This is a genomic window from Bacillus sp. JJ864 (assembly GCF_036963045.1).
Lineage (GTDB): Bacteria > Bacillota > Bacilli > Bacillales > Bacillaceae_G > Bacillus_A > Bacillus_A pseudomycoides_C.
The window spans coordinates 37,855-51,497 of the sequence record NZ_JBALLY010000081.1; the positions used below are offsets into that span (position 1 = coordinate 37,855).

The window sequence follows — 13,643 nt, forward strand, 5'->3', positions numbered from 1 at the left end:
AAATGGTTATATGTATTTTATACCATTTCATGGATAATTTCTATGTATGTTCAGGTGCTCTCGCCTCACTAAAACAGAAGATTTTTTTGTCGTTATATCTCCATTTTAATTTTCCGACATATAAGTTGCTGCTATGCAGAATACAACATGATTGCTACTAGCTTCCTCCTTTTGTTTTAAATATTGTATGTGGTAGGAAAAAGCCCTGACCGTTTCTATGCGCGGCCAGATGCTCTCGTCCCCCTAAAAAGAAAGGAGGTTTTTATGTTGTTTTTTTAACTTATATATAGATTTATACTTCTCAACAAAATATCTTAGAGGGCAAGGGATTAAAATTAGTTTCAATACAAGAAAAAATTTTTTGTTTTTTTGTCACAAATAGCGAATTTGTGGTTTCTTTATAGTGACAGTAGCTAATAAGGAGGAAGAAACGAGTGGAGGTGAAAGCTTCATTGTTAAATATATATGAACAAAATTCAGTTTCAAATATACAGTTTCAAGATGTGTTTAAACAATATTATGCTCACGTTGTGAGACAAATTATGCGGATTGTGCGAGATCAAGCAATTGCTGAGGATTTAGCGCAGGAAGTATTTTTGCAATTATATCATACAGAATGGAAACAGATTGAAAGTGTATCGGCATGGCTTGCAAAGGCATCTATTTATGCAGCATATAACTATTTGCGATCGGAAAAAAGGCATCAAGCAAGAATTGAAAAAGAAGCAAATAATAAACAGTCCATTAGCAGTCCATCATCGGAAGAGCAATGTATTCAAAAAGAAGAGATTACTCGTGTACAAAGTACATTAAAAGAAATGGATGAGCGTGAACGTACCCTCTTATTAATGAAGTTTTCGGGATTTCAGTATAAAGAAATCGCGGAGGCTACTCATATGGAAGTATCTTCGGTTGGAACAATGCTAGCACGAGCAAAGGCAAAATTCCGGAAAATGTATAGAGGGATGAAGGAGGGGTAACAAATGAAATGCCAAGATATTGGATTTATTCAGGCGTACTTAGATGGAGAGTTAAACCGCGATGAAAGAAAGCAATATATTCAACATCTTGATCAATGTAAAGCATGTCAAAAGACGCTAGAAGAGGTGAGCAAACTTAATCAATGGGAACAAGTGATATTGGATGATGAGTTTGCAAACATTAGTCAAGATATTGATATCGATGTTGATAAGGCTTGGAAAACCTTTGAACAAAATATCCGAACTCATAAAACAGAAGAAACAAACAGTGAAGAAAGTAAAAAGAAGGGAAGATGGCATAACATGAAGAAATCATCTAAACGTTGGATTACTGCAGCAGCAGCAGCGGCAGTTGTGTGTGTGTCTTTAACAGTTCCAGAAGTACGGGCAGGAGCAAGTAATTTGTTATCGATTTTTCGAGTAAAGGATGTGCAGTTCGTTCAACTTACCGATTCGGACTTAAGTGAAATTGAAGGATGGATTTCTAAAACGGAAGAGGGAGAGAAGTCCATTAAAGGAATTGGGAAAATAGGAATCAAAGATAACGGAAGCAAAAAAGATGCTCATTTTCAGTCAGAACAGCAAGCAAGAGAAGCTGGATATGCTGTTCCAAAGGTACCAAATGGATATCGTGTAACAAGTGTGGATGCGAACCCGTCATTTATTATGCAATTTGAACTTGATACAGAAAAAGCTAATAAGTTGTTGAAACAACTACAGAGCAATACGCAGTTTGAAAGTGCTTTGAATGGCAAACAGTTTTCAATCACAGTTCCGGAATCAGTACGTACACAAATAGAAGTTGAGGGGAATCGAACATCAAGCGGTTTTTCTTATAATGTGATTGACGCACCAAAAATCTCTGTTCCGGAAGGTGTAGATGTTGCGAAATTACAAAAAACAGTTTTAGAGCTTCCGATTATTCCTGCGAATGTGAAAACACAACTTGCAGGTATTCAAGATTGGACACATACATTCCCGATTCCTTATGTAGCAAAAGATGCAAAAGTATCAGAGACAAAGGTTCAAGGAGTAAAGGCCGTTTTATATAATACAGATTATGAAAACGTGCTTATTTGGGAGAAAGATGGGAAAATGCACATGATCGAGCAACATAAAGAGCAGGGGAAAGATATGAATGCAAACGATCTTATAAAACTTGCAAATGAAATAAAATAATGATTGAACAAGAGCGGCTCCGCAAAAAAGGGGCGGCTCTGTTCCTGTATGAGGCGGAGGTAAAACATGAACGAAGACTGGATTATTCAAACAAAGAACTTAACAAAACAATATAACGGAAAAGGCGGTATCAAAAGCATTTCATTAGACGTTCCGCGCGGTACTGTATTCGGATTTATAGGTCCGAACGGTGCCGGAAAAAGTACGTTTGTGCGAACGATGCTTGGATTGATTCATCCGGATTCTGGAACAGCACAAATGCTAGGACAACCAATTGGAACAATTGAATCAAAACGGCGCATTGGCTATTTACCTGAGCTGTTTCGCTATCCAGATTGGCTGACTGGTTGGCAGTTACTTGAAACGCATGCGAAATTATGCGATCTTCCTTTTCGAGAGCGGAAAGCAAAAATGAATGAGGTTATTGAAAAAGTAGGTCTAAAGGGAAGGGAGAAAGAAAAAATTCGCGGTTATTCAAAAGGAATGCAGCAGCGTATCGGACTTGCTTGCGCTTTGCTTTCTGATCCTGAATTGATTTTCTTAGATGAGCCAACATCAGCGCTTGATCCGATCGGGCGAAAAGAAGTGCGTCATTTAATGGAAGAGCTTCGTGACCAAGGGAAAACAGTATTTTTAAACAGCCATCTATTAAATGAAATTGAACATGTATGTGATCACGTGGCGATTATTAATAAGGGAGAGTTAATTGTCCAAGGAGATTGGCGCTCATTGATGATGATTCAAACGGAAGTTGAAGTAACACTTGGTGAAAAGAGCGAATTATTCTTTACACAACTGCCTTCGTTTATTAAAAATGTAAGGAAGATAGAAGAACGTGAAAATCGTAAGCGCTGGATTATAACGCTGCAACAAGAAGATGACATTCCGAGATTGTTAGAAGCATTTGTATCACTACACATTCCTGTGTATCAGTTAAATCCGGTTCACCCGCATTTGGAAGATGTGTTTATGTACTGGGTAAATAAGAAAGGGGGGATGCGGCATGTGGACAATCGCCAAGTTATCATTTAAAGAAATTCTGTTAAAGCGTATTTTTACTATTACGTTATGTATGACATTTGCCTTTTTACTATTTTATGGAGTGGCCATTCATTATGCCGTCAGTGAAATCCTTCCAGGAGAATCTAGCGGTCTTTCGTCAGCTCAAGATTTTATGGACAAAACTTTTATTTCTACACAGCTTCTTGGAGTTGGGTTATACTTTTCTTCGTTTATCACTGCGTTGCTAGCTATTTTAAGTAGTGTTGGCAGCATTGCTAATGAAATTGAAAGTCATCAAATTGATACATGGCTAACGAGACCAATTTCACGCTTTTCTTTTTTAATGGGGAAATGGATTGGCTTATGCTTGTTACTGATTGCATACGCAGCATTCCTATTTATAAGTATCGTGCTTATCCATCAAACAATGGGAGGAAGCACGTTTCATTTAGATTTCACGGCTGCGCAGATTATAAAAGCATTGGCTCTTTTCTTGTTACAGCCTGTTATTTTAATTAGCATCGCGATCTTACTAAGTACGCGTATGGCAACATTAAATGCTGGCATTGTGTTAATTATTTTATACGGAACGGGATTTATTGGCGGATTCGTTGAACAAATTGGTACATTGGCACAAAAAACAGCACTTGTAAACATGGGCATAATCGCAAGCCTGTTATTCCCAATTGATACAATGTATCGTAAAATGACAATCTATTTATTTGATTCATCAGACAATCCTTTATCAATAGCCTCACAAGGAGTATTTGGGAGTGTGTCAACACCGAGTAACATGATGATTGTTTATGCTGTTTTCTATGTATTAGCAGCTATTTTTATAGCGATTCGTACATTTAAATCACGTGATTTATAAGGGGATGAAACTTCAGTGTATTTTCCCAATGTTGTAAAGTGTGGACTAAAACCTACCTCTTTATGTAGAGGTAGGTTTTATATATTCGTTTTAATTATGACCTGCACTTGCTTGTTCCTTTTGTTTTAAACCATCGCATGTGGCAGAAAAAGGTCCTGACCGCTTCTACGCATGGCCAGACGCTCTCGCCCACCTAAAAAGAAAATGGTTTTATGTCAGTTTTTTAATGTGTATTTATATAGTTTACATCTCATTATCTGAATTTCACCAACTATTAATCAGTTGCCTTCTTATTTAAAAACGACTACAATTTTACTGTTATATAGGAACGAAAAAATAGAATAGGAGGGGAATTATGCCAAGGAAAGTATGGCTATTAGTAGCCGGGATGATTATTAATGTCACGGGTGCTTCTTTTTTATGGCCTTTTAATACGATTTATTTACATGATCATCTAGGAAAGTCATTATCTGTGGCTGGAATGGTATTAATGATTAACTCGTTAACAGGAGTAATCGGTAATTTACTCGGCGGTACTTTATTTGATAAATGGGGCGGATATAAGTCAATTTTAGTTGGAATTGTGATTACATTATTATCAATTTTAGGTCTTGTATTTTTCCATGGCTGGCCATTTTATATTATTTGGCTTGCATTAATTGGCTTTGGTTCTGGAATGGTCTTCCCGGCGATGTATGCGATGGTCGGAACGGTTTGGCCAGAAGGCGGCCGGAGAGCATTTAATGCGATGTATGTTGGACAAAACGTTGGAATCGCTGTTGGGACGGCGTGCGGTGGTTTAGTTGCTTCTTATCGCTTCGATTATATTTTCTTAGCGAACTTTATTTTATACTTTATTTTCTTCTTAATTGCTTTTATTGGATTCCGCGGTATGGAAGATAAGAAAGAGAAACGTGTAGCGGTAAAAGAAAAGACGAAAAACGGTTGGTCACTTACACCGGGATTTAAGGCGCTTCTTATTGTGTGTGTAGCATATGCTTTATGCTGGGTTACGTATGTACAGTGGCAAGGAGCGATTGCGACGCATATGCAGGAGCTGAATATTAGTCTTCGCCATTATAGTTTATTATGGACGATAAACGGGGCGATGATTGTTTGTGCCCAGCCATTAATAAGTATGATTATTCGCGCGATGAAACGTTCTTTAAAACAACAAATTATGATCGGAATTGGTATTTTCGCAGTGTCGTTTATCGTGTTGAGTCAAGCGCAGCAATTTACAATGTTCCTTGTTGCGATGGTGACATTAACAATTGGTGAATTATTTGTTTGGCCAGCTGTGCCAACGATTGCGAATATCCTTGCACCAAAAGATAAGCTCGGTTTTTATCAAGGTGTTGTAAATAGTGCAGCGACTGTTGGAAAAATGTTTGGCCCAGTTGTCGGCGGAGCAATTGTTGATTTATATAATATGGAAGTATTGTTTATCGCGATCATGGTAATGCTTGTAGTAGCAATTATCGCAGCGAGTATGTATGATAAGAAAGTACGTGTTGAAGAAACAGTAGACGAAAAAATTGCAGTTTAGTTTGACGGAACATGTAACTTGTTTTAGAATATATTTTAAATAACTTATATGTAATAACAGTGAGAAGGAGTAGTAGTAATAGAAGCTGGTTTAGAGAGTTGACGGTTGGTGCAAGTCAATCCACGTTTCGTTATGAACTCGCCTTTGAGTTGCAGTTGTGAAACAAAGTAGCAATTGCCGTCTATCCACGTTACGGATCTAAGCGAATGTATATTAGTGCTTGTTCAAAAAGGAGGATAAAGAAATGCGATAGCTATCTTTACCGGACGTTTTGAACATCCTTTATTACATTAATTTAGGGTGGTACCGCGGGAATCTATAACCTCTCGTCCCTTTTCTGGGATGAGGGGTTTTTTGTATTTTTGGCGGTGAAAATATATAGAATTTGAATGGAGGGTATTTCATGAGCTTCAATCATCAAGAAATTGAAAAGAAGTGGCAAGCGTATTGGGAAGAAAATAAAACATTCCGTACGCCAGATGAAACAGAAAAACCGAAATTTTACGCACTAGATATGTTCCCATATCCATCAGGTGCAGGGCTGCACGTAGGACATCCAGAAGGATATACAGCAACAGACATTTTATCTCGTATGAAACGTATGCAAGGCTACAACGTTCTTCATCCAATGGGATGGGATGCATTCGGTCTTCCAGCTGAGCAATATGCGCTTGATACTGGAAACAGCCCAGCAGAATTTACAGAGAAAAACATTAACACGTTCCGAAGCCAAATTAAAGCATTAGGTTTCTCTTATGATTGGGATCGTGAAGTAAATACGACAGATCCAACTTACTACAAATGGACACAATGGATTTTCTTAAAACTATATGAAAAAGGTTTAGCTTACGTTGATGAAGTACCAGTAAACTGGTGCCCAGCACTTGGTACGGTACTTGCGAACGAAGAAGTAATCGATGGCGTAAGTGAGCGCGGCGGACATCCTGTTGAGCGTCGTCCAATGAGACAATGGATGCTTAAAATTACAGCTTATGCAGATCGTCTTCTAGAAGACTTAGATGAACTTGACTGGCCAGAGAGCTTAAAAGATATGCAACGCAACTGGATTGGCCGTTCTGAAGGGGCTGAAGTTCACTTCAAAATTGACGGTACAGATGAGAAATTTACTGTATTTACAACGCGTCCAGATACATTATTCGGTGCAACGTACTGTGTACTTGCTCCAGAACACGCACTTGTTGCAGAAATTACAACAGCAGAGCAAAAAGAAGCAGTAGAAGCTTACATTGATTCTGTAAAAGCGAAAAGTGATTTAGAGCGTACAGAGCTTGCGAAAGAAAAAACAGGCGTATTCACAGGTGCTTATGCGATTAACCCAGTAAACGGTGAAAAATTACCAATCTGGATCGCTGACTATGTGCTTGCAAGCTATGGAACAGGTGCAGTAATGGCAGTTCCGGCACATGATGAGCGCGATTATGAGTTTGCGAAAACATTTGAGCTGCAGGTGAAAGAAGTTGTAGAAGGCGGAGACATCGCGAAAGAACCACATACAGGTGATGGTGCACACATTAACTCTGCATTCCTAGATGGATTAAATAAAGAAGACGCAATTACGAAAATGATTGAATGGCTTGAAGTAACAAGCGCAGGAAATCAAAAAGTAACGTACCGTCTTCGTGACTGGTTATTTAGCCGTCAACGTTACTGGGGTGAGCCAATTCCGATTATTCACTGGGAAGATGGTACAATGTCAGCTGTGAAAGATGAAGAATTACCATTAGTTCTTCCGAAAACAGAGAACATTCGTCCATCTGGTACAGGGGAATCTCCACTTGCAAACATCGAAGAGTGGGTAAATGTTGTCGATCCTGAGACTGGTAAAAAAGGGCGTCGTGAAACAAACACAATGCCGCAATGGGCAGGTAGCTGCTGGTACTACTTACGCTACATCGATCCAAACAACAGCGAAGCACTTGTAGATCCTGAAAAAGTAAAACAATGGCTTCCAGTTGATATTTATATCGGTGGTGCGGAGCATGCAGTACTTCACTTACTATATGCACGCTTCTGGCATAAAGTATTATATGATATCGGTGTGGTTCCAACGAAAGAGCCGTTCCAACAACTATTTAACCAAGGTATGATTTTAGGAGAAAACAACGAGAAAATGAGTAAATCAAAAGGTAACGTTGTAAATCCTGATGATATCGTAGCAAGCCATGGTGCAGATACACTTCGTCTATACGAAATGTTTATGGGACCATTAGATGCTTCAATTGCTTGGTCTGAAAATGGCCTTGACGGAGCTCGTCGTTTCTTGGATCGTGCATGGCGTCTATTTGTTCAAGACAATGGTGAACTAAGCGAGAAAATTACAGATGCACCAAACAAAAATCTTGAAAAAGTATATCACCAAACAGTGAAGAAAGTAACAGAAGACTATGAAGAGCTTCGCTTTAACACGGCAATTTCTCAAATGATGGTATTCATTAACGATGCATACAAAGCAGAAACTCTTCCGAAAGAATATGTAGAAGGTTTCGTGAAAATGTTAGCTCCAGTTGCACCGCACGTTGCGGAAGAAATTTGGAACAAGCTTGGACATAGCGAAACAATTTCATATGTAAGCTGGCCAACATTTGATGAGTCTAAACTTGTAGAAGATGAAGTTGAAATCGTTGTTCAAGTCATGGGTAAAGTACGTGCGAAGATAACAATGAAAAAAGACGCATCAAAAGAAGAAATGGAACAACTTGCTATCGAGGAAATTAAAGAACAAATTGAAGGAAAAACAGTTCGTAAAGTAATTGTTGTTCCTGGAAAACTTGTAAATATCGTAGCGAATTAATGAAAAAGGGCACCTATTTTTAGGTGCTCTTTTTCTGTTTCAAACAGGGAATAAGAGCGGAATTATAGTACAGACAAACACCTATTTTTCTTTTTGCAATATGATAACATCGACACATCAAATCGTGAAGAAGAGGTGAACCGAATGAATTATATTGAACAACGACAAATGCCTACTCCATACGGTATGGGGGGATTTCCACAAATGCAAGTAGGTCATTATCCACATGGAGGCTATCCTTATGGCTATCAACATGTGGGATATCACCCATATCATCACCATTATGGCCATCATCATGGCTATCAACATGTTATTTATCATCCACATCCACATCCATATCATCATGGTCATCATTATGGCATGCCGTATCAAGGCCAATAAAATGTAAAATTTATCAACTATGCAAAATCTCCTTCTATGCAAGGAGATTTTTTATTTGGGAATGATAAAGAAGAAGGGGGTGTTACATATGGGTAAAGGAAGAAGCAATAACGCTGGAAAAAGACAGCCAAACTTCGATGATTCATCTAATTTCTCTAAAGGGAAACAAAGTCAAACGACAGCACCAAAGAAGAAATAACGTAAAAGGAGCTATCTATGTAGATAGCTCCTTTTCAAAGTATCAATATAATATATCGACCGTTTCTCGTCATATATCGGCGGTTCGACACGATATAAAGACCTTTCGACAATATATGACATGATTTCGCTGTTATTTTCCTACCTTTTCAAGTGCTTCTTGACGCTGACGTTCAATTTCGGCGCGAAGTTGTGGTTCTGGTGCTTCCCATCCTTCAGGTTTTAAAATTTTGCCGTCACCTTCGCGGAAGCGTGGTTTTCCGTCTGGGAATAATTTTGCCATGTTTGCATTGTTTACAATTTCAAACCCTTTATCAGGACGTACACCCATTTCGGCAAACGTTCCAAATGCAAAGTAAATTAAGTCAATTAGTGCATCATATTGATCTTCTACTGTGTGTGCTTCTAAGAACTCTTCTAGTTCTTCTTGCATGAAGCTTGCACGAATTTTTGCACGCTCTTCTGTTAATTTTGTTGGTGCATCTGCAACAGGGTGACCGAATATTTCATGCATTTTCGCAACAAGTTCGTAACCTTTATCTAAACCTTTTTCGTTTGTCATGTTGTTTCATCCTTTCTCGTTCTTTTCCGATTGTTATTGTAACATGATTTCGGTTAGGGCAGTGCACATTCTACTTTTACAAATGCTATTCTTTTTTTTCAGTTAAGAATAGCGCGATATCTATTCCAAACATTCCAATGATAAGTATCGGTACTGTTACAAGGAGATAACGTGTAAGGGAAGCATTTTTAAAATATGTATGAGCAAATAAAAAGACAGTACAAAAGAGAATGATATGTAACATAGGCTTTATCAATTTTTTAGACACGGTACCACCTCATTTATAATTCTTACCTTTTAGTATATGGAATGAAATGTACTATGAAAAGTCATTTTGCGTTTGATCCTCTTTCTAATTAAGAGGAGTTTTTACTCAATAACTCCTGAATTTGTAATATCAACATCATATTGTACTTTTACAGGAACATCTTTGTACATTTTTCTCCATTCTTTTAATTGAAACGGTCGGTAGTGCTGCTTAAATCTGGCACCTAAAGCAAGTGGATCTGCACCTAGAGATTGAAGTTTTTTAACTAATTTTTCTCCATCTGTATTCAAGTTCTTTACAATGTCTTTTCGTATTTTTTCTACATTTTTTTTATTTTCTAAGTTCGTATGTTTCGAAATCTCCTGAATACGAGCTGCCATTTTTACGCGAATAACAAAGGAAGGTTTTCCGTCCTTTACATATACATGATAAGAAGGAGAAGAACGAATATTGTTAATTACCGCATAGCCTAACTTTGTTTTAAATTCATGTGAGTCCAGTTGACTTTTATCGAGTAGCGTTTTAAAAAGAAACATATCTTTTTCTTCTACTTTTCCCACATATTTATCTTGTTTGAAAAGAGCTATACTTGTAACTTTAATGCTTTTCTTTTTTTTCTTTAATATAGGCATATATGTATCTTGTCCGTCACGATAATAGCGAAAAGTTTGCAGGTATAAATTATCGTTTGGTACGACACCGGTTTTCATATTATGTTCTAACATTTTTTTGATGTAGATTGCTACGTTAGAAGCTGTATTATATTTGCCTGATAAAAGTTTTTCACCTTCACCATTGCCACCGCTCTGAAGGATACCAACATATACTAAGTTCCCGATATTTACATCGCGAATAAGCGTATCAAATACACTAGAGAGCCCTTTTTTAGCTAATTTTTCTGTAAAAAGAATAACACGTATTTGCCCGCTTTCAAGAGGTTGTCCCGATTCTAAAGAGGTTGTTGTTTTCACTTGTTTAATTGTATTTCCATAGCCTTGAAGTACTTGTACTTTATTCCCTTTTCTTTGGATTGGACAAACGTAAGTCACTTTTACTCTTCCGCGGTTTGAACCTGCGTCTGAAGCGACATCAAAAACAGCACCTTGAATGAGGCTAATATCGTCAACGATGTTTTTGGGGACACATGCTGTTGTCAAAAGTAAACATAAGCCAAAAAGGAATATTACTTGCTTCTTAGTGTTTGCCATTTCTTTTTCACCCACATTATAAGAAATAAGATTGGGATGTACACAAAAACAAGCCAAAAGCTTGCTTTTGATACATAAGTAATAAAATTATTAATGTCATGCCGTTCTGTTAGGAGTTGTGAAATAATTACGGTTATGAATAAGAAAGAAATTAATATGTACTTTTGTTTTACATGAAAGACTTCGTGTAATCCTCTTGTTGCAGCCCATAACGGTAAGATAATACTCGTAATGACAATGAGTGCGTAGCCAGAAATCGCAATATATTCTAGACGCTCAATGAAAGGAAGGTGAATGACTTGTGTGATAGATAGCTGTGACCAAATCGTTTTTGATAATTGTTTTTCACTAAAAAATGCAAAAGCAAGAATTGTACTTAATAAATATAAAAAGTTAGAAAATAGAACGCCATATTGTGCAAATTTATGAGATTTCTCAGGCGTTTTGATAAATGGATACAGCATCAAAATAACTTCAAAACTAATCAATGTATAAGTCGATGCTTGAGCTGCTTTTAAAATATCTCCGAAAGAATGGGAGAACATAGGCAATAGGTTTCCAAAATTCCCATATTTAATGACTACAAATAGCTGCATGATATATCCACATGTAGCGACAACTGAAACAACACAAATGCCGGTCATAACTCGAAAACCAGATGAAATAATGTAATAACTAAGTATGGCTAAAAAGATTGTTAACTTCCATGTGGCTGCCGTTGGGAACATCCAAACTTGAATAATTTCTACGTACGTGCGCATAACAGAGACGCTGACAAGAAAGAAGTAGGCAATAAAAATTAAATTGAATGCATTGCCGATCCATTTTCCAAATAGATGTTGATGCAATGTAATCAAATTTCCATTTATACTTTCTAATAAACGGTATATCATCCACATTAGAATATGAATGATGATACCCGCAATGATAACGCCCATCCATGCATCGTATCCGGCAGCCTTTGCAATGATACGTGCAAATCCAAGAACACCAACACCGAATTGCGCACTATGGACTAAGAAAAAAACAAAAATGGGAGATACTTTATAGTTGATTTTAACTGTACTCATATGCGCTCCTCGCTTTTCACTCATCGAAATCTGTCATACGTTTTGGAAACACTTCTTTGACATAACGCTGGGCATGTTGTGGTCTTGCTTGAACTCCGCGTGTATCTACTTTAGGTAACGGCATTCGTATGAGGGAGTCCTTCGCCGACTGTTTACGAAATGGATAAATAAACCCATACGGCTTTCGAAGGGATGATAATCGAAAAAGTCTTGTTAATAAAAAGATAAATCCTAGTGAAATTCCTAATAACCCCCATAACTCAGCAAGTATAAGAAAGGGAAATCGTAGTAAACGAACCGCATTGCCCATTTGATAAATCGGTGTAATAAACGATGCAAGTGCAGATAAGGCGACGATGATCAACAAAATATTACTAGTCAATCCTGCTTGGACTGATGCTTGTCCGATAACGATACCGCCAACAATACCGAGTGTTTGCCCGACTTTCATTGGTAAACGTGCTCCCGCTTCCCGAAGAAGGTCAATAGCTAATTCTAGAAAAATAGCCTCTATGATAGGTGGAAATGGTACTTGTGCTCGCGACAAAATTAATGTCTCCAGCAAGTCACTAGGAATTAATTCATAGTGATAACTAAGTACAGCTACATATAGAGGCGTTGCACAAATGGAAAACGTAACTGCGATAATACGTAATAAACGGGAAAACGTTGCATAAAACCATGTCACGCTGTAATCCTCAGGAGAGATGAAAAAATCCAGTAGAGATACAGGTGCTAACAAAACATTTGGCGATCCATCAACGAATATAGCAATTTTTCCATCAATGAGCCCGTTGCTGACACGATCAGCACGTTCTGTATTAATAAAGGTTGGAAAAATAGATGTATTGCCCATTAGCTGGGGAATATAATAACTATCATTAATTTGTTCATATTGCATTGTGTTTAAGCTATCTTCTAAATATGTAACGTTTTCTTTTTCTGCTACATTACTCAAATACATGATAACGACTTTCGTTTTGGAGAGTTCTCCAATTAACAGTTCTTTCGTTTTTAACTCAAGAACTGGCAACCGTTTCCGAACGAGGTTAATGTTTGTGTCGATATCCTCTACAAATCCTTCTTGCGGTCCGATAACCGTTGATTCGTTCAATGGGATAGTCGGTAATCTATATTTTTCAATTGCAATGTTTGCGAGTAGACATTCTGTATCATGCTCGTGTAGTTGAATGATAGCATGCCCCTTTAAGATCATTTCTTCAATTTTTTTCACGTCGCTTGTAATGATGAGTCCGCTTATTGGAACCATTGCCTTTACTTCTTCTAGTGTTGGCGCAGTATGATGCAATAAAGCAGGCATTAAATAATTTTGTAATCTCATCCCATCCATTGACGTACGAAAAAATGAGATCCAATAAGGTTTAGCTGGGTCGTCAGAAGTTTGATAGCGAACAAAATCGCTGGATTCTCGTAATTTTTGGATAAGCTCTTGTAGCGACTGAGCGGTTTCATGCTCTGGCTTACTAAAATTGAAAATGTCGTTTTCACTTTGCTTTGCTTGTTGATTCGTTGTAGTTTGTTGTTGGTTTGCCTGCTGCT

The 13,643-nt window shown here is 37.6% G+C and carries 12 protein-coding genes and 1 other annotated feature; of the genes, 7 read left to right on the plus strand and 5 right to left on the minus strand.

Features of this window, described 5'->3' with window-relative positions; translation table 11 throughout:
• The first annotated feature begins 434 nt into the window (after positions 1 to 434).
• The 7 genes from V7024_RS13815 to V7024_RS13845 all read left to right on the plus strand — a co-directional run bounded on the left by V7024_RS13815 (position 435) and on the right by V7024_RS13845 (position 8,777).
• On the plus strand, positions 435 to 980 hold the full coding sequence (locus V7024_RS13815) for an RNA polymerase sigma factor SigX (protein ID WP_438824468.1): 546 nt from the start codon (positions 435 to 437) through the stop codon (positions 978 to 980).
• Between the two features lie 3 nt (positions 981 to 983).
• On the plus strand, positions 984 to 2,159 hold the full coding sequence (locus V7024_RS13820; protein WP_335520930.1) for an anti-sigma factor family protein: 1,176 nt from the start codon (positions 984 to 986) through the stop codon (positions 2,157 to 2,159).
• Between the two features lie 66 nt (positions 2,160 to 2,225).
• A complete protein-coding gene (locus tag V7024_RS13825; protein ID WP_335520932.1) occupies positions 2,226 to 3,191 on the plus strand; it encodes an ABC transporter ATP-binding protein in 966 nt (321 codons plus the stop codon).
• Complete coding sequence (locus tag V7024_RS13830; RefSeq protein WP_335520934.1) at positions 3,163 to 4,035, plus strand: ABC transporter permease; 873 nt, start codon at positions 3,163 to 3,165, stop codon at positions 4,033 to 4,035. Before V7024_RS13825 ends, V7024_RS13830 begins: the two co-directional genes overlap by 29 nt.
• A 355-nt stretch (positions 4,036 to 4,390) precedes the next feature.
• Positions 4,391 to 5,584 (plus strand): MDR family MFS transporter, encoded by a 1,194-nt coding sequence (locus tag V7024_RS13835; protein ID WP_335520936.1) that lies wholly within the window; start codon positions 4,391 to 4,393, stop codon positions 5,582 to 5,584.
• A gap of 50 nt (positions 5,585 to 5,634) precedes the next feature.
• Positions 5,635 to 5,921 (plus strand) — a binding site (T-box leader).
• Positions 5,922 to 5,987: 66 nt separating this feature from the next.
• Positions 5,988 to 8,396, plus strand: a complete 2,409-nt coding sequence (gene leuS / locus V7024_RS13840; protein WP_335520938.1) for a leucine--tRNA ligase — start codon at positions 5,988 to 5,990, stop codon at positions 8,394 to 8,396.
• 144 nt (positions 8,397 to 8,540) lie between these two features.
• On the plus strand, positions 8,541 to 8,777 hold the full coding sequence (locus V7024_RS13845; protein ID WP_335520941.1) for a hypothetical protein: 237 nt from the start codon (positions 8,541 to 8,543) through the stop codon (positions 8,775 to 8,777).
• 331 nt (positions 8,778 to 9,108) lie between these two features.
• Here the strand turns inward: V7024_RS13845 and V7024_RS13850 are convergent, their stop codons facing one another.
• The 5 genes from V7024_RS13850 to V7024_RS13870 all read right to left on the minus strand — a co-directional run.
• On the minus strand, positions 9,109 to 9,537 hold the full coding sequence (locus V7024_RS13850; protein ID WP_335520943.1) for an HAD family hydrolase: 429 nt from the start codon (positions 9,535 to 9,537) through the stop codon (positions 9,109 to 9,111).
• An 85-nt stretch (positions 9,538 to 9,622) separates the two neighbouring features.
• Positions 9,623 to 9,805 (minus strand): hypothetical protein, encoded by a 183-nt coding sequence (locus V7024_RS13855; RefSeq protein ID WP_335520945.1) that lies wholly within the window; start codon positions 9,803 to 9,805, stop codon positions 9,623 to 9,625.
• Between the two features lie 101 nt (positions 9,806 to 9,906).
• Positions 9,907 to 11,013: a Ger(x)C family spore germination protein gene (locus V7024_RS13860; protein WP_335520947.1), complete on the minus strand. Its 1,107-nt coding sequence runs from the start codon at positions 11,011 to 11,013 to the stop codon at positions 9,907 to 9,909.
• Positions 10,989 to 12,083: a GerAB/ArcD/ProY family transporter gene (locus tag V7024_RS13865; protein ID WP_335520949.1), complete on the minus strand. Its 1,095-nt coding sequence runs from the start codon at positions 12,081 to 12,083 to the stop codon at positions 10,989 to 10,991. Before V7024_RS13865 ends, V7024_RS13860 begins: the two co-directional genes overlap by 25 nt.
• 16 nt (positions 12,084 to 12,099) lie before the next feature.
• The coding region (locus tag V7024_RS13870) for a spore germination protein (RefSeq protein ID WP_335520950.1) at positions 12,100 to 13,643 on the minus strand (1,544 nt) is incomplete at its 5' end.

Coding starts and splice junctions, on each gene's coding strand:
- V7024_RS13820 (WP_335520930.1), top strand. CDS start 984: ATGAAATGCCAAGATATTGGATTTATTCAGGCGTACTTAGATGGAGAG.
- V7024_RS13825 (WP_335520932.1), top strand. CDS start 2,226: ATGAACGAAGACTGGATTATTCAAACAAAGAACTTAACAAAACAATAT.
- V7024_RS13830 (WP_335520934.1), top strand. CDS start 3,163: ATGTGGACAATCGCCAAGTTATCATTTAAAGAAATTCTGTTAAAGCGT.
- V7024_RS13835 (WP_335520936.1), top strand. CDS start 4,391: ATGCCAAGGAAAGTATGGCTATTAGTAGCCGGGATGATTATTAATGTC.
- leuS (WP_335520938.1), top strand. CDS start 5,988: ATGAGCTTCAATCATCAAGAAATTGAAAAGAAGTGGCAAGCGTATTGG.
- V7024_RS13845 (WP_335520941.1), top strand. CDS start 8,541: ATGAATTATATTGAACAACGACAAATGCCTACTCCATACGGTATGGGG.
- V7024_RS13850 (WP_335520943.1), bottom strand. CDS start 9,537: ATGACAAACGAAAAAGGTTTAGATAAAGGTTACGAACTTGTTGCGAAA.
- V7024_RS13860 (WP_335520947.1), bottom strand. CDS start 11,013: ATGGCAAACACTAAGAAGCAAGTAATATTCCTTTTTGGCTTATGTTTA.
- V7024_RS13865 (WP_335520949.1), bottom strand. CDS start 12,083: ATGAGTACAGTTAAAATCAACTATAAAGTATCTCCCATTTTTGTTTTT.